Source organism: Prevotella melaninogenica (assembly GCF_018127925.1).
Classification (GTDB): Bacteria; Bacteroidota; Bacteroidia; order Bacteroidales; family Bacteroidaceae; genus Prevotella; species Prevotella melaninogenica_C.
Genome location: NZ_CP072348.1, coordinates 582,983 through 599,553 on the forward strand (window position 1 = coordinate 582,983; position 16,571 = coordinate 599,553).

Consider the following 16,571-nt stretch of genomic DNA (forward strand, 5'->3'; position numbering starts at 1 on the left):
AAAAAGCATATCACAATGAAATTAGCAGAGGCATTAGCTATTCGTAAGGATACACAAAAAAGAATAGAACAGCTTAAAAGTAGAATACTGAATAATGTTCGAGTACAGGAAGGAGATTCTCCATCAGAAGAACCTGAGGAGTTGATGAAAGAAATGGATGCTTGTCTGAATACTCTTTTCGCTTTAATATTCAAGATTAACAAGACAAACATGAATACTATTAGTGAAGGGCGGACTATTACAGAAATGATGGCAGAACGTGATATTCTCTCTATGCGTATTACGTCACTTCGAGAAATCTTTAATAAAGCGTCAGAATCTCAGGAGCGTTACAGCCGTTCTGAAATCAAAATGGTAACAACTATAGATATCAAGCCTTTAGGTAAGAAGATTGATGACTTATCTAAGCAATTACGCGAACTTGATATGAAGATACAGACACTAAACTTCACAACTGAACTAATGGAGTAATCTTTATAAAGAATATAAGAAGATTAAAGAAACATTTTAAGGTGTAGTCTTATTATGTTGTAGGTGTGAGCTAAAAAAACATTACATCAGAGTACGGGGTTTCTGAGGATTTATTTGCAGGTTGCATTTCCCAGCATATAATGTCTAAAAAGACTGGTACGGTGTACTTTGCATTTTGCATATAGCATTACCATTAGCTGACTATAACATATTTGACGAGGGTGGGATAGGGAATTTTTCTGGCTCTTCCGTTAAATGCGTAGACTCCTATCATGCAGTGCATATAGTCTTAATTTGAAGTATTCTTCATTTCTGAACCCATATATCTGTCTTTTCAAAACTTTTATTTTGTTGTTAATTCCTTCTATTGTTCCGTTTGTTATATAATGGTCATACCATGCTAATATGTATGTCTTGTATGCTCTAATAGTTGACGCCATTTTCATTAATGGTTGTATTTTGGATTCTATAGCTTGCTTTACCCATTCATCCAACACAGCTTTAGCCTTTTGCTTACTACACTGATTCCATATTTCCTTAAGATCTTCTTTGAGATAATAGGCAATCATTAGCGGACGGTTTAGGCTTAGTGCGTTCTCCAGTCTATTTCTGTGTGCATGATCAAAGATATCATTTCCATTTCTGAGTAACAACCAACGTGTTCCTTTGATTACTTTACGCTTGTTGATGTCCTTTTCCTCATGCTATAACTGTCTCCTTAGCAAGTCCAGCTTTTCGTTCATAAGCTTGGTTACATGAAAGTGGTCTACTACAAGTGCTGCATTGGGAAGATGCTCACTTACAGCTCGTGTATATGCGGCAGAAAGGTCTGTACATACTGCTTGTATATGCTCTTTGTCTTTGCCGAGCCGTTCCCAAAATCCATCAAGAGCATTCTTGCCATTACCATCACCGACATAAACAATATGACCATTATCCAAATCTACAACTATGGTCTTGTATACATGCCCCTTATGAGTGGCAAACTCATCAATGGAAATACGCCTTAACATGGAAAGGTCTGGGTTAGAGTAATTTGACTGTAGAAACTCCATCTGTATATTACGTACTACATCCCAGGATACCTGTAGGAACCATGATATATCTTGAATTGTTGCAAAGCGAGACAGGTCAAACACCATATTTGCAAAAGCTATAGTGTGCCGACGTTTTCCTTTCGCAAAGTCGATGTTTTCTTGTTTGATACAGCCGCAGTCGTGACATTGAATACGATGTACACGCATGTCCAGATAGGTCTTGCTCAGACCTATGGGAACACTTACAAAGCGACGAATATGACTGCCGTTACGATTAATATTATGACTTCCACATACAGGACAACAAAGTTTTTCCTTTGGAGTTTGGATTTCTAAAACTAAGTTATTACCTTCGTAGCGCAGATTCTGACAATCTTGTTGGGAGACGCCTAAGGCGTTTTGCATTATGCTGGTATTCATGTTCTTGAAGTTTGGTCACTACAAAGATACATAATACCAGCTTTTTATATATAACTAATCAGAGATATCTATCCATTTAACGGAAGAACCATTTTTCTTAAGTGCTATTGCTGAATTTAAATTCTAAGATTAAACATAAAGCAATAGATTCCTAATTTTTGAGAAAACAAAAATTCTCATTATAACATTAAACAAACGAACGCTACGATACCTTTAGCGGACCTATAAGAGAAAGGTACACTCTTTTCTAAGAATCAGTTTTGGTAACTTTCATTCAAATTTCATGATATATTGAAAGTTAGTAACATAAATCATTGAAAGTCAGAATCAGATGATAAAGTAGGGATTTATATGATTTTATAATTTGACAGTGAGTTACAAGTTATCTATTTATCATAATATTCATTATATATTAAGCATATAAAGAGATATTAAAAACCATTAGGCGTTAGTTATATTCTTACTTATAAAATTAGTAATCAAAGAGAAAATAAGTCTGTTTGCATAACAGAAACTATACAAATAAGCTAAAATGATAAAATAAGAAACAAAAAAACAGCTTCAAATAAAAATGAATAACTTTAAAACTTAAGAAATAAATCGTTTCTAAATATCATGTCATACTAACCTAATTAAAACATCTTTGTAAATAATTTTCACCCATTGCTTTTTAATTGAAGTTAAATTAGATGTCAATTAAGGCTTAATTGACTTGCTAAAGACGCCCTTTTGCAACCTTATTAACGCCCTTTTGAAGTCCAACTAAGCACCTTTTCTTTTGCTGTTTTGTAACTTGTTGAGGTTTAAATACTTACAAAGGACGTCCAGAATAGCATTTTTGAACATTATAAATGACTATTTTCAAGAATTAGTGTAAAGTTTTGTACACGACGAAAGTACTAAAATTCTAATTATTTTATGGTTCTTCCGTTAAATGGATAGATATCTCTGATTAGTTATATATAAAAAGCTGGTATTATGTATCTTTGTAGTGACCAAACTTCAAGAACATGAATACCAGCATAATGCAAAACGCCTTAGGCGTCTCCCAACAAGATTGTCAGAATCTGCGCTACGAAGGTAATAACTTAGTTTTAGAAATCCAAACTCCAAAGGAAAAACTTTGTTGTCCTGTATGTGGAAGTCATAATATTAATCGTAACGGCAGTCATATTCGTCGCTTTGTAAGTGTTCCCATAGGTCTGAGCAAGACCTATCTGGACATGCGTGTACATCGTATTCAATGTCACGACTGCGGCTGTATCAAACAAGAAAACATCGACTTTGCGAAAGGAAAACGTCGGCACACTATAGCTTTTGCAAATATGGTGTTTGACCTGTCTCGCTTTGCAACAATTCAAGATATATCATGGTTCCTACAGGTATCCTGGGATGTAGTACGTAATATACAGATGGAGTTTCTACAGTCAAATTACTCTAACCCAGACCTTTCCATGTTAAGGCGTATTTCCATTGATGAGTTTGCCACTCATAAGGGGCATGTATACAAGACCATAGTTGTAGATTTGGATAATGGTCATATTGTTTATGTCGGTGATGGTAATGGCAAGAATGCTCTTGATGGATTTTGGGAACGGCTCGGCAAAGACAAAGAGCATATACAAGCAGTATGTACAGACCTTTCTGCCGCATATACACGAGCTGTAAGTGAGCATCTTCCCAATGCAGCACTTGTAGTAGACCACTTTCATGTAACCAAGCTTATGAACGAAAAGCTGGACTTGCTAAGGAGACAGTTATGGCATGAGGAAAAGGACATCAACAAGCGTAAAGTAATCAAAGGAACACGTTGGTTGTTACTCAGAAATGGAAATGATATCTTTGATCATGCACACAGAAATAGACTGGAGAACGCACTAAGCCTAAACCGTCCGCTAATGATTGCCTATTATCTCAAAGAAGAGATCTTAAGGAAATATGGAATCAGTGTAGTAAGCAAAAGGCTAAAGCTGTGTTGGATGAATGGGTAAAGCAAGCTATAGAATCCAAAATACAACCATTAATGAAAATGGCGTCAACTATTAGAGCATACAAGACATACATATTAGCATGGTATGACCATTATATAACAAACGGAACAATAGAAGGAATTAACAACAAAATAAAAGTTTTGAAAAGACAGATATATGGGTTCAGAAATGAAGAATACTTCAAATTAAGACTATATGCACTGCATGATAGGAGTCTACGCATTTAACGGAAGAGCCTATTTTATTGCTATAAGACGTTGGATTATACATTAATAATTTATTGTATAACGAAGAAATCTATTTATGTTATGGGAACCCCAATAGCATTTGTCATAACTACAAACAATAAAAATAGGAGATAATCACTATTATAAGCAATTATCCCCTACTCTATAAAAATTCATTTAATCACACAAGGTGATAAAATGGATTACTTCAACTTTGTGTAACTATACTTAGCACAAGCACCAAGTTCCTCCTCAATACGGATGAGCTGGTTGTACTTAGCCATACGGTCTGTACGAGACATAGAACCAGTCTTAATCTGACCAGAGTTTGTTGCAACAGCGATGTCAGCGATAGTTGTGTCCTCAGTCTCACCAGAACGGTGTGAAGTTACAGTTGTGTAACCATGACGATGAGCCATCTCGATAGCCTCGAGAGTCTCTGTCAAAGAACCAATCTGGTTAACCTTGATAAGGATAGAGTTAGCTGCACCCATCTTGATACCCTTCTCGAGGAACTTAACGTTAGTTACGAACAAGTCATCACCAACGAGCTGGCAACGATCACCGATAGCAGATGTCAACTTAACCCAGTTCTCCCAGTCGTTCTCATCGAGACCATCCTCGATAGAGTCGATAGGATACTTTGTGATAAGGTGCTCGAGGTAAGCAATCTGCTCATCAGCGCTAAGCTTCTTACCATTAGGATCCTTTGGCATACCATTCTTCAACTGACGATAGTCATAGAACCACTTACCATCCTCGCATACAGCGAACTCAGAAGCAGCACAGTCCATAGCAATCTTAACATCCTTGCCTGGCTCATAACCAGCGTCCTTGATAGCCTGAATGATTGAATCGAGTGCATCCTCGATACCATCGAACTTAGGAGCGAAACCACCCTCATCACCTACTGCAGTAGAGAGACCGCGCTTCTTCAAAAGCTTAGCAAGTGCGTGGAATACCTCAGCACCCATACGGATACCTTCCTTCTCAGAAGGAGCACCTACAGGGCGAATCATGAACTCCTGGAATGCGATAGGAGCATCAGAGTGAGCACCACCGTTGATGATATTCATCATAGGTACTGGCAATACATAAGTATTTGCACCACCGATATAACGATACAATGGAATGTTCAATGCCTTAGCAGCAGCCTGAGCTACAGCCAAAGAAACACCGAGAATAGCGTTAGCACCGAGCTTACTCTTAGTAGGAGTATCATCGAGTTCAAGCATCTTGTAGTCAATAGCACGCTGATTCAGCACGCAGTCACCCTTCAAAGCTGGAGCGATAAGGTTGTTTACATTCTCAACAGCCTTGAGAACACCCTTACCCAAGAAACGGTTCTTGTCGCCATCACGAAGCTCCAGAGCCTCGTTCTCACCAGTAGAAGCACCAGATGGAACGCTTGCACGACCCATTACACCATTCTCGAGAGTTACCTCTACTTCAACTGTAGGATTGCCACGTGAGTCCATAATCTCGCGAGCATGTACTTTTTCAATCTTCATAACTTATATGTTTATTAAAAATCAGTTATATTTTTAACTTTCTTTTTCTCCTTGCAAAGTTAATAAAAAAAGTCGTAAACCTCTCCTAACAATACGTTATATTTATGTTTTTGACAAAATTAACGTTTATCCCATTATGATAACTGTAACTCCACGTGCTGCTTGTGCTCCCATGACAAGTGCTTGTTCAATATCGGCTGTTTTGCTTGGACCGGATATAAAACAGCCGTAACCATAGTCTGTCATGTTAATCTTTTTATATGCTTCATGCATATTATTGACGATATTGTTACGTTGAACGAGGATAACAAGGTTTTCTGATATGAAACAAACAACTCTTTCTTTCATTGTTTGTGGCACCCATACACATCCGTTCTCTGCTACAGCAATTTCTCCCTGAATGATTCCAACATCTGTTCCATTGAGGTCTTGTGCCTTTAAAACAGTGTCAGGATTAAGGTCTGCCTTTATTCCTTTTACACTTGAAGCCAATATCTTAGCATCAGGATAAGCCTTTTGTATCAGTGCATTGATATCATCTTCTGCCTTAGCCTCAATGACTTCACAGCCTACAATATGACTCATCTCGATAAATCGCTGTACTACATCTTGATATTTAATACCCTCAATAGGCTTCTCGGGCATATCAAACTGTTCTTTTGTATTACGTCGTAATTTGCTAAATAAATCTTCTTTATTCATGCTTCAATTCCTCCATTGCGTGCTTAAATATGACATGGAAAGGCTTTTTCGCAAACTTTGGCATTGTATGACCAATGCTCCATGGATTAAGCTTTATATCCATTAGCGATTCTGGTATGTGATTGGCTACTGATGAATTACGAAGTAAAGCATCATAAATATGATAGTTTTCGTAAACAACTTTCATTCCTTCTGCCATCACTTTCTTCTCTTTGTTCTCTGTTCCATACGTTTCAAGGCTCTGACGCCAGCGATAAATCTGACTACCAGGAGTTACCTTTGCAGGGCAAACACAATCACAACTCAAACATAATGAGCATGCAGAAACATTACCACTGTGCTGTTTTGAATTCTTTAGCATACCAAGATTAACTCCAATAGGACCTGGAATAAAGTAACTATATGAATAACCTCCTGAACGACGATAGACAGGGCAAGTATTCATACATGCACCACATCGAATACACTTCAGTGTCATCCAATGTTCTTTATTAGCAATCATGTCACTACGACCATTGTCTACTAATATTACATGCATCTCACCTCCTGGTCGTGCCTTACGGAATTGAGAGGTAAAGGCAGTTGATGGTTGCCCTGTTCCACTACGTGCTAATAAGCGTTGGAACACTGCCAACGAATCATAATCAGGAATAACTTTCTCAATACCCATGGCAACAATATGTAATTTAGGTACTGAAGTTGACATGTCAGCATTACCTTCATTAGTGCAGACAACGCAATCTCCTGTCGCAGCAACACCAAAGTTACAACCTGTAAGTCCTGCATCAGCATCCATAAAATCACCACGCAAATCTTCACGTGCACAACGTGTAAGATAAGTTGGGTCATGATTTCCTTTCTCTTTAGAGATTCCTTTCTCTTCAAACATCTCTCCAATCTCATCACGAGTCAAGTGAATAGCAGGCATAACAATATGCGCTGGCTTCAAATGCATGAGTTGAAGAATTCGCTCACCAAGGTCGGATTCAACGACATTGATTCCTCTCTTTATCAGATAAGGATTCATTTCGCATTCCTCGGTCAGCATTGATTTAGATTTAACGAGTTTCTTTACTTTATGAGATTCAAGTATCCCATAAACCATTTCATTAAACTCTTGTGCATCTTTTGCAAAATGAACAATAACACCATTACGTTCCAAACTATTAGAGAATTGCTCTAAATAGTCAGCTAAATGGGTTGCTGTATGCTCTTTTATTCGACTTGCATGTTCACGTAAATCCTCCCATTCTGGTAGCTCTGCCGCTGCAGCATCTCTTTTCTGACGTAATGACCAAAATGTACGGTCATGTCGCTCAACCTTCTTAGGGTCTTTCAGAAACTCTTTTGCTTTTTTAGAATGATATGTTGACATAACTCTTTTGTCTTTTATAACCTTTATATAAATATCATAAACCTGCAGCTAAGATCTCAGCTACATGCATGAACTTGATAGGATAGTGGTTCTTTCCTGCTACACCCTGCATGTGCATTAAGCATGAACTATCCGAACCAGTAATAAACTCAGCTCCCGTATCCATATGACGTTTCACTTTATCGTTACCCATGGCAGTGCTGATATAAGGTTCTTCAACAGCAAACATACCACCAAAACCGCAACATTCATCCTTGCGATCAGGTTCTTTAACTGTGATACCTTCCTTGAGTTTCAATAATTCAACTATCTTATTTACAGGTTTCTCTTGCAATTCAGAAGGTGTACTAAGCGTTAATTCACGTACACCATGACAAGAGTTATGAACAGACACGACATGAGGAAAACTTCCAGGAAGTTCCTTTACCTTCAGAACATCATGTAAGAATTCTACCAACTCCATTGTTTTCTTAGGTGTCTGACACTCATGATCGAGTATTTGTGGGTAATTAACCCGCACAAAAGCAGCACAAGATACACTCGGTGTTACGATATAATCGAAGTCTTTAAACTTATCCTCAAAACGTCCAGCAAGGTGATTTGACATACGCTGAAAGCCACCATTTGCCATTGGTTGACCACAACAAGTCTGATGTTCGGGATAGACTACATCTATTTTTAGCTTTTTCAAAAGCTTATAAGTTGCTACGCCTACTTGTGGATAAAGTGCATCGACGTAGCATGGAATAAAGAGACCAACTCTCATAATTTTATCTTTTCTTGTTCGTTTCTATGCTACAAATTTAGATAAAATTACTTAGATAGCATAGGAAAATCGCAAAAAAGACAGGGAATAAAATAAGTTTAATCCTTAACAAAGAATATTTTTCTTACCTTTGCAAAGGTAAAATGGCTTAAAACTAAGAAGAAATTGTATGATAGTTTGCATTGCAGAGAAACCCAGTGTTGCTAAAGATATAGCTCGAATCCTTGGTGCCAACAAGGCTTGTAACGGCTATATGGAGGGCAATAATTACCAGGTAACATGGACCTTCGGCCACCTTTGTGAGTTGAAGGAACCTAATGATTATTTTACGAACTGGAAATATTGGAGTCTTGCTGCATTGCCAATGATACCTCCACGCTTTGGTATTAAGCTCATTGAGGATGAAGGTATCAAGAAGCAGTTTGCTGTTATTGAGCAGCTTTACCAGTCGGCAGAGATGATTATCAACTGTGGTGACGCTGGTCAGGAAGGTGAACTAATTCAGCGTTGGGTAATGCAAAAAGCAGGTGTAAAGTGTCCTGTGAAGCGTCTTTGGATATCTTCGATGACGGATGAAGCTATTCGCGAGGGGTTTGCCAACTTAAAGGAACAAGAGCAGTATCAGCCACTTTACCTCGCAGGATTGTCTCGCGCGATAGGTGACTGGCTATTAGGAATGAATGCTACACGCCTTTATACATTAAAGTATGGTAACAATAGTTATGGCAGAGGTCAGGTTCTGTCAATTGGTCGAGTACAGACACCAACCTTGGCACTCATCGTACAGCGACAGAAAGAGATAGATAACTTTAAGCCAGAGCCTTATTGGGTATTAGCTACAGTGTATCGTGATACGCAGTTTACGGCAACAAAGGGTAAATTCACCTCTAAAGAAGAAGGAGAAAAAGCCTTCTCTACGATTGAAGGAAAGCCTTTTACGATTACAAGTGTGGCAAAAAAGAAAGGGGCAGAACAGCCTAAGCAGCTTTATGATCTCACCTCTCTGCAGGTAGATTGTAACCGTAAGTTTGGATTCTCTGCTGAGATGACACTCAATACGATTCAAACTCTCTACGAACGTAAGCTTACAACTTATCCGCGTGTTGACACACAGTTCCTCTCTGATGATATTTATCCGAAGTGTCCACAGATAATGAACGGACTCTTTCAGACTACCTTTGCGGGTAAAAAGCCTTATGCCGATATTGTAAAGACGTTGGGTGGCAAGCCATTGCCTAAGACAAAACGCGTCTTTGATTCCTCAAAGGTGACAGATCACCATGCCATTATTCCGACTGGTGTACTACCACAAGGACTGACAGATGCTGAGCAAAAGGTGTATGACCTCATTGCTCGTCGTTTTATCGCTGCTTTCTATCCTGATTGTAAATTCTCTACGACAACAGTATTGGGCAAGGTAGACGAGATAGAGTTTAAGGTTTCTGGCAAAGAAATATTGGATTTGGGTTGGAGAGTTTGCACTGATACCCCTGCAGGCTCCTCCTCTACCCCATCAGATGACAGCCAAGAAGGAACCGCAACAGCCTCCCCTCTACTTCCTACCTTTAAGAAAGGGGAATCAGGACCACACACCCCTACCCTTACTGAAAAGCAAACAACCCCTCCAAAACATTACACTGAGGCCTCTTTGCTTCGTGCAATGGAAACAGCTGGTAAGTTTGTTGAAGACGAAACCCTGCGTGCTGCTATGAAGGAGAATGGTATCGGGCGCCCTTCATCACGTGCAGGAATTATTGAAACGCTCTTTAAACGCCATTATATTCGTCGTAAAAGAAAGAACATAGAAGCTACTGATACAGGTATTGCACTGATTGATACGATTCACGAGAAACTTCTTACATCAGCCGAATTGACGGGTATCTGGGAAAAGAAACTTCGTGATATTGAAGCAAAGAAGTATGATGCTTCTCAATTTATTAATGAGTTAAAAGAGCAGCTTACTAACATAGTCAACGACGTGTTAGCTGACAATTCTTCACGAAAAATTGGTGAAGTAGAAGGTAATAAAGAAAAGTAAAAATGATAATCTTTCATTTTTCTGCAATCAACGGTATCTAAATAAAATAGAATAAGTAAAGAGCTGGCAGACTTGTAATCATACCTTCAATTAGACTTACCCACCATTTGTCTTCAAATATGACTGCAAATGAGGCAGATGAAAGTATGATAGATGGTACGTATATTACCAAGTTTAGATATGAAAAATAGCTTTGCGTTATGGCAGTTATGAAAAGAATCAAAATGGATATACATAAGAAAATGGCAATCCATACCGTATAAATTAATAATCTCTGTTTCATTTTTCTTTTATCTATGTTATTTACATCCTCTTTACATACCAATCATTGCCAATATATTCATATTCTTGCTTATGCAAATCGAAAAGGTATAATTTGTCATGATAGTCTTTATTTATTTTTATATAGTCAATGCCATTAGAAATAACTCTTATTATCTTCCCATGATCTATGCGACAATACGATAAATTTAATTTCTTGTAAGCCTTGAAAAACTTAATTATCTTGTTATCCTGTAAGGGATAGTTCTTTGGCTTTTTAGTTATTCTTAGATGATTATCTACAAACACAAGACCACTCCCCTTTTCCCTAAATAGTTCAAAAACAGTCACGTCAATATCTCTATTATAGATTAAGACACCATCTAATTGATTAAAATCATAGTTTATTATTTGACTACTATAGTTTACTTCGGAAGAACAACCACCGAAGATAAATAGAGTAATCAATAAAACAAATATCTTTATCTTCAAATTCATGCAGCTATTTTCTGCAAAGATATAAAAGATATTCTCTAAATCGAAATTTGAACTTTACTTTTTTTATTCCATTTTGATTGATACGATACAAAACTACTATTTTGTAAAGATAATTCTAAACACGCAAAATAAAAGATGCCCAATAAGGGTTCTATTAAGGCTTAATTGACCGCTAACTAAGGCTTAATTGAAGCCTTAAAGGGCGTTAGTTAGAAGCTAATTAAGCACCTTTTGTATTCGGACTTTGTAATCTATTGATTAACTGATAGTTGCAAGTGTCATTTTTAGTGGTCGTTTTTTGACTCTAAAAGTACTTTTTACAGAAATATTTGTAAACATATTTCAAGCGCCTAAATTGTCTGGTTTTTGTAAAAAAGTGAGGGTTATTATCTAATGAACAAGCTGAGTTGAAATGAAGTTTAGTACTTCTTTCTATAAGAAGAAGGGGTGAGAGAAGCTCATAAATAGATACTTCTCTCACCCCATAGACTTTTATCTATATAGAACAGGAGGACTAAAACTTAGTAAGCGTGGTCGTCCTCAGCAATTTCCTTACGGTCAATAGCCTTCTTGTCGATTGCACGCCAAGCATAAACAATGTATGCCAAAACGAATGGAACAAGGAAGCTAACATAGAACATAGCCTTCAATGTGAACTCGCTTGAAGAGCTATTCTGAAGTGTCAATGAACTCTGTGGATCGGCTGTTGATGGATAGTAAGCTGTGTTGTTCCATCCTGCAATGAGGAAGAGGACCAAAACAACCAATACCACACCAATACCTGCAGGCCAAATACCACGTACATACTCTGGCTTAAGAACAGTCTTAACGATTCCGAAAAGCAAGAGAACAACACCTACAAGCAGAATGATAGCTAATGGCCACATTGCTAATAAGTTGTTCAAATACTTCATTGGCTCCATAACGATTACACCAGCTTCATTTACTGCATAGCCCTCGCCTACCAATGTTACAATCAGGAAAGGCAAGAAGAACAGTAAGAAAAGAACAGTATTTACGAGCAGCTGCTTGCGAACACGTCCACGGATAATATCATCGTTCACATTATTATTAATATAGAGTGTGCCGAGGATACGTGCAAGGAATACTACTGAAATACCAAAGATAACTACCCAAGGATTGAGCAGTACGTCGAGTCCACGTGAACCATTTGCCCAATGAGAGATAACAGGCTGCATGAAGTCAGTAATGTTACCTTTCTCTACGATGAAGTTAGAACCTGTAAAGAAGGTTGCAACAGCTCCACCTAAGAGCAATGGACCAAGAATACCATTAATAATCAATCCTGTCTGGAAGGTACGAACACCAAAGAGGTTACCTGCCTTGTTCTGGAATTCATAGCTAATAGCCTGAATGATAAATGTGAAGAGAATCAATACCCACACCCAGTAAGCACCACCAAAGCTGGTACTGTAGAACAATGGGAATGAAGCAAAGAATGCTCCACCAAATGTTACAAGTGTAGTAAAGGTGAACTCCCACTTACGACCTGTTGAATTAATGAGCATGCGGCGCTCTTCTTCAGTCTTACCCAACTGGAAAATCATTGAGTTTGCACCCTGCACGAACAGCAGGAAGACAAGTAGTCCACCTAAAAGTGAGATGATGAACCACCAGTAGTGTTGCAGAAAATCGTATGTCATAGTTCTGGTCCTTTCTTAATTTGCTTACACATAATACTAACTTCAACTGTCAACATTGCAGTAAAGAGAACAAGGAAGAGGAAGAAGGTGAATGCGATACCTCCACTTGAGAGGTCGCTCACTGCTGCCCATGTTGGAAGCATATCCTGGATTGTCCATGGCTGGCGGCCAAATTCGGCAACAAGCCATCCACACTCACTTGCAATAAAAGCTAATGGGATGAGTGCAATACCTACTCTCTGTAACCAGCGTGGACGAGTTATATCTTTCTTATAAACAATAAATAATATCACTGCAAAGATAAGGATGAAGAAACAGCCAAGGCCTACCATAATGCGGAATGACCAGAAATTAACAGGAATGAATGGTACAACCTGCTTAGCATCCTTAATATATCCATAGCCAAAGTACTTCATATCCTTTTCAAGAACTTTGAGATTAGACTCTTTGTTCTTTCCTGCACGATAGTCTTTAAGTGCTTGGATGGCATTACGGCCGCGTTCCTGCTTCTCCTTCAGCGATGGTTCCATTGTGCCGTCAGCCTTCTTATAACCACGGATGATATCCTTTACACCTGGGACATAACCATGTGCATCCTTTGTTGCAAGGATAGAAAGCATGTTAGGTACAGCTATTCGCATAGGAGGTTCAGACTGGTTCATGTAATCAGGCTGCTCAAATGGGTTCACCCAAGCAACTGCTGTCAAACTCTGATCAGTACCTCCTTCATAGAGAGCTTCCATGGCTGCAAGCTTCATTGGCTGTGATTGCGCTACCATATAAGCAGAGTTGTGACCTGTAGAACCTGCTAAAAGAGAAGCTACAAGACCAACAGCAGCACCTACCTTAATACTCTCCTTTGCAAGCTCTATGTGACGCTTACGAAGCAGATACCAGCAACTTACACCAACTGTGAATGCTGCACCCAATATCCAAGAAGAAGTAATGGTATGTGTGAACTTGTCAATTGCAAATGGACTCAGTGCAACATCGAGGAATGAGGTCATCTCATTACGCATCGTATCAGGATTGAATGTACAACCGATAGGATACTGCATCCACGCATTAGCCACGAGAATCCACCATGCTGAGAGCGTTGCTCCCAATCCAGTAAGCCATGTTGATGCAAGGTGGAAGCCCGCTGAAACCTTGTTCCAACCGAAGAACATCACTGCAACAAATGTTGACTCCATAAAGAAAGCCAAGATTCCTTCGATGGCAAGTGGTGCACCAAAGATGTCACCAACGAACCAAGAATAATTGCTCCAGTTTGTTCCAAACTCGAACTCAAGGATGATACCAGTAGCAACACCCATGGCAAAGTTAATACCAAATAATCGCTGCCAGAAGCGAGTTGCAGTACGCCAAAACTCCTTTCGGGTGCGATAATAACAAGTCTCCATGATTCCCATTACGACAGCTAAGCCCAGTGTCAAGGGAACGAAAAGCCAGTGATAGATGGCTGTCAGTGCAAACTGTGCACGTGACCAGTCAACAGTTCCTGGATCAATGGCTAAAAGTAGGTTTTCCATTGTTTGTTGTTATTTATTAAAATGTTATGAATTGAATATATTGCTAACGGTAATAAATGATGATAATAATTGAAGTTCGTTATCTTTTCATCAGCTGTTGCTCAATGAATTCGCCCTCTTTTCCTTTTTCCGCATTCGCTTTTAGAAAGTTTGGAAAGAAGAAAATCTTTAACACAAGGAACATAATAGCCAACTTAACTATTATCACTGTCCAAAGTGTTTTACCCAATGTCATGTGCCGAAACCCGTCATAATAGAGGTCAAACGCACGATAAAAGAAATTGTTTTTGTTCACTGTATGAAATGTTTTCGTACTTGTATTTTATACAAACCTATCTTGCAAAGTTAAACATTTATTTCCAAAGTTGTTCTATATTTCCCTAAAAATAGGCATATTTTTGTATTTTAATGATTATCAGCCTACCTTTCCTTGTTAATCAATATAAAAAAGCTACTTTTGCAAAAGATATTTTTAGAGGCATTTAACAATGAAAAAGTTATTCACCATAGCAATGTTATTGGGTGTCACCTTGGGCATTCATGCACAGGAAGTGTACTCTCTGCAGAAGTGTCGTGAGCTGGCTTTACAAAACAATCGTCAGTTAAAGGTTTCGCGTATGACAGTAGATGTGGCAGAAAACACACGTAAGGCAGCTAAGACTAAATACCTGCCACGTATTGATGCACTCGCTGGTTATCAACACTTTTCACGAGAGATTTCACTTCTCAGTGACGACCAGAAGAATGCATTTAGCAATCTTGGAACAAATACCTTTGGGCAGTTAGGTGGTCAGATCGGACAGAACTTGACCTCTTTAGCACAACAAGGTATCCTCAGTCCACAGATGGCTCAGCAACTTGGTCAGCTCTTTAGCAATGTTGCGACACCACTCACTCAGGTAGGAAACAATATTGGACAAAGTATCAATGACGCATTTCGTTCAAACACAAAGAACGTCTATGCCGGTGGTATTGTTGTCAATCAACCTATTTATATGGGAGGTGCTATCAAGGCAGCTAACGATATGGCAGCTATTGGTGAGCAGGTTGCACAAAACAATATCAGCCTTAAACGACAGTTAGTCCTCTATGGAGTTGATAATGCGTATTGGCTTGCTATCTCCTTAAAGAAGAAAGAAGCGTTAGCAACTCGCTATCGTGATTTAGCTCAAAAGCTCAATGAGGATGTTAAGAAGATGATACGCGAGGGTGTAGCTACTCGAGCTGATGGATTGAAGGTTGAGGTAGCTGTTAATACAGCTGACATGCAAATTGCTCGTATTCAAAGTGGTGTATCATTGGCTAAGATGGCATTGTGCGAACTTTGTGGTCTTGATTTGAATGGTAATATACCTCTGTCTGATGAAGGTAATGCCGACCTCCCTCCTACTCCATCAACGCAGTTTGACAACTATACTGTCTCTTCTTCAGATACAACAGGGCTTAACGAAACTCGTCCAGAGCTACGCCTCTTACAGAATGCTGTTGATATGAGCATACAGAACACCAAACTTATTCGTTCGCTTAATATGCCTCATGTACTTCTTACAGCTGGTTATTCCGTGTCTAATCCGAATCTCTTTAATGGTTTTCAGAAGCGTTTTACAGATTTATGGAACATAGGAATAACAGTCCAAGTACCAGTATGGACTTGGGGAGAAAACAAATATAAGGTACGTGCAAGCAAGACCGCTACGACTATAGCACAGTTAGAAAAGGAAGATATACGTAAGAAAATAGACTTAGAGATAGAGCAAAATAGACTCCGTCTTAAGGATGCTAACAAGCAACTTGCTACATCTCATAAGAATATGGCTGCAGCAGAAGAGAATCTACGTTGTGCAAATGTAGGCTTTAAGGAGGGCGTTATGACGGTTACAGAAGTCATGGCTGCTCAGACTGCTTGGCAGACTTCACGCATGGCAATCATTGATGCTGAAATTAGTGTCAAGTTAGCACAGACTGGATTACAAAAGGCTCTTGGCGGTTTATAATACAAGTTTGAACTTTGATACTTGCGTTTCATGGAGTATTAGAAAGTCACCAACTCATATCTTAAAGGTTCATATTGCAAGAAT

General features: G+C 38.7%; 11 protein-coding genes and 2 pseudogenes. 4 read left to right on the forward strand and 9 right to left on the reverse strand.

Annotated elements, in window-relative coordinates; all coding sequences use genetic code 11:
- The first annotated feature begins 15 nt into the window (after window positions 1-15).
- Window positions 16-471: a DIP1984 family protein gene (locus J4861_RS07905; protein WP_211817522.1), complete on the forward strand. Its 456-nt coding sequence runs from the start codon at window positions 16-18 to the stop codon at window positions 469-471.
- A 251-nt stretch (window positions 472-722) separates the two neighbouring features.
- Here J4861_RS07905 and J4861_RS07910 read toward each other — a convergent pair.
- A pseudogene (locus tag J4861_RS07910) lies at window positions 723-1,928 on the reverse strand (ISL3 family transposase).
- 1,010 nt (window positions 1,929-2,938) lie between these two features.
- On the opposite strand from J4861_RS07910, the pseudogene J4861_RS07915 reads away from it, so the two are divergent.
- Window positions 2,939-4,146 (forward strand): annotated as a pseudogene (locus J4861_RS07915) (ISL3 family transposase).
- 203 nt (window positions 4,147-4,349) lie between these two features.
- Here the strand turns inward: J4861_RS07915 and eno are convergent.
- The 4 genes from eno to J4861_RS07935 form a co-directional block, all read right to left on the reverse strand.
- A complete protein-coding gene (gene eno, locus J4861_RS07920) occupies window positions 4,350-5,657 on the reverse strand; it encodes a phosphopyruvate hydratase (protein ID WP_211817523.1) in 1,308 nt (435 codons plus the stop codon).
- Between the two features lie 126 nt (window positions 5,658-5,783).
- Window positions 5,784-6,359 carry a LutC/YkgG family protein gene (locus J4861_RS07925; protein ID WP_211817524.1) on the reverse strand — a complete coding sequence of 192 codons (576 nt, stop codon included), beginning with the start codon at window positions 6,357-6,359 and terminating at the stop codon, window positions 5,784-5,786.
- Complete coding sequence (locus J4861_RS07930) at window positions 6,352-7,734, reverse strand: lactate utilization protein B (RefSeq protein ID WP_211817525.1); 1,383 nt, start codon at window positions 7,732-7,734, stop codon at window positions 6,352-6,354. Before J4861_RS07930 ends, J4861_RS07925 begins: the two co-directional genes overlap by 8 nt.
- Window positions 7,735-7,768: 34 nt before the next feature.
- The gene (locus tag J4861_RS07935) at window positions 7,769-8,500 is read right to left on the reverse strand and encodes a (Fe-S)-binding protein (protein WP_211817526.1); all 732 of its coding nucleotides are present in this window, start codon (window positions 8,498-8,500) and stop codon (window positions 7,769-7,771) included.
- 169 nt (window positions 8,501-8,669) lie between these two features.
- Between J4861_RS07935 and J4861_RS07940 the strand changes: the two genes are divergently transcribed.
- Entirely contained in the window at window positions 8,670-10,538 is a 1,869-nt protein-coding gene (locus J4861_RS07940; RefSeq protein ID WP_211817527.1) for a DNA topoisomerase 3, read from the forward strand.
- Between the two features lie 303 nt (window positions 10,539-10,841).
- On the opposite strand, the gene J4861_RS07945 is transcribed toward J4861_RS07940, so the two are convergent.
- The 4 genes from J4861_RS07945 to J4861_RS07960 all read right to left on the reverse strand — a co-directional run bounded on the left by J4861_RS07945 (window position 10,842) and on the right by J4861_RS07960 (window position 14,788).
- Window positions 10,842-11,297, reverse strand: a complete 456-nt coding sequence (locus J4861_RS07945; RefSeq protein ID WP_211817528.1) for a hypothetical protein — start codon at window positions 11,295-11,297, stop codon at window positions 10,842-10,844.
- A 521-nt stretch (window positions 11,298-11,818) separates the two neighbouring features.
- Window positions 11,819-12,961 (reverse strand): cytochrome d ubiquinol oxidase subunit II, encoded by a 1,143-nt coding sequence (locus J4861_RS07950; RefSeq protein ID WP_211817529.1) that lies wholly within the window; start codon window positions 12,959-12,961, stop codon window positions 11,819-11,821.
- A complete protein-coding gene (locus tag J4861_RS07955) occupies window positions 12,958-14,493 on the reverse strand; it encodes a cytochrome ubiquinol oxidase subunit I (RefSeq protein WP_211817530.1) in 1,536 nt (511 codons plus the stop codon). Before J4861_RS07955 ends, J4861_RS07950 begins: the two co-directional genes overlap by 4 nt.
- 79 nt (window positions 14,494-14,572) lie before the next feature.
- Window positions 14,573-14,788, reverse strand: a complete 216-nt coding sequence (locus J4861_RS07960) for a DUF4492 domain-containing protein (protein ID WP_004361154.1) — start codon at window positions 14,786-14,788, stop codon at window positions 14,573-14,575.
- A 193-nt stretch (window positions 14,789-14,981) separates the two neighbouring features.
- Between J4861_RS07960 and J4861_RS07965 the strand changes: the two genes are divergently transcribed.
- Window positions 14,982-16,487, forward strand: a complete 1,506-nt coding sequence (locus J4861_RS07965; RefSeq protein ID WP_211817531.1) for a TolC family protein — start codon at window positions 14,982-14,984, stop codon at window positions 16,485-16,487.
- Window positions 16,488-16,571 lie beyond the last annotated feature (84 nt).

What these genes read in the sequence shown, in the direction of transcription:
- J4861_RS07905 (WP_211817522.1), top strand. Translation starts at nt 16, where the DNA reads ATGAAATTAGCAGAGGCATTAGCTATTCGTAAGGATACACAAAAAAGA.
- eno (WP_211817523.1), bottom strand. Translation starts at nt 5,657, where the DNA reads ATGAAGATTGAAAAAGTACATGCTCGCGAGATTATGGACTCACGTGGC.
- J4861_RS07925 (WP_211817524.1), bottom strand. Translation starts at nt 6,359, where the DNA reads ATGAATAAAGAAGATTTATTTAGCAAATTACGACGTAATACAAAAGAA.
- J4861_RS07930 (WP_211817525.1), bottom strand. Translation starts at nt 7,734, where the DNA reads ATGTCAACATATCATTCTAAAAAAGCAAAAGAGTTTCTGAAAGACCCT.
- J4861_RS07935 (WP_211817526.1), bottom strand. Translation starts at nt 8,500, where the DNA reads ATGAGAGTTGGTCTCTTTATTCCATGCTACGTCGATGCACTTTATCCA.
- J4861_RS07940 (WP_211817527.1), top strand. Translation starts at nt 8,670, where the DNA reads ATGATAGTTTGCATTGCAGAGAAACCCAGTGTTGCTAAAGATATAGCT.
- J4861_RS07945 (WP_211817528.1), bottom strand. Translation starts at nt 11,297, where the DNA reads ATGAATTTGAAGATAAAGATATTTGTTTTATTGATTACTCTATTTATC.
- J4861_RS07950 (WP_211817529.1), bottom strand. Translation starts at nt 12,961, where the DNA reads ATGACATACGATTTTCTGCAACACTACTGGTGGTTCATCATCTCACTT.
- J4861_RS07955 (WP_211817530.1), bottom strand. Translation starts at nt 14,493, where the DNA reads ATGGAAAACCTACTTTTAGCCATTGATCCAGGAACTGTTGACTGGTCA.
- J4861_RS07965 (WP_211817531.1), top strand. Translation starts at nt 14,982, where the DNA reads ATGAAAAAGTTATTCACCATAGCAATGTTATTGGGTGTCACCTTGGGC.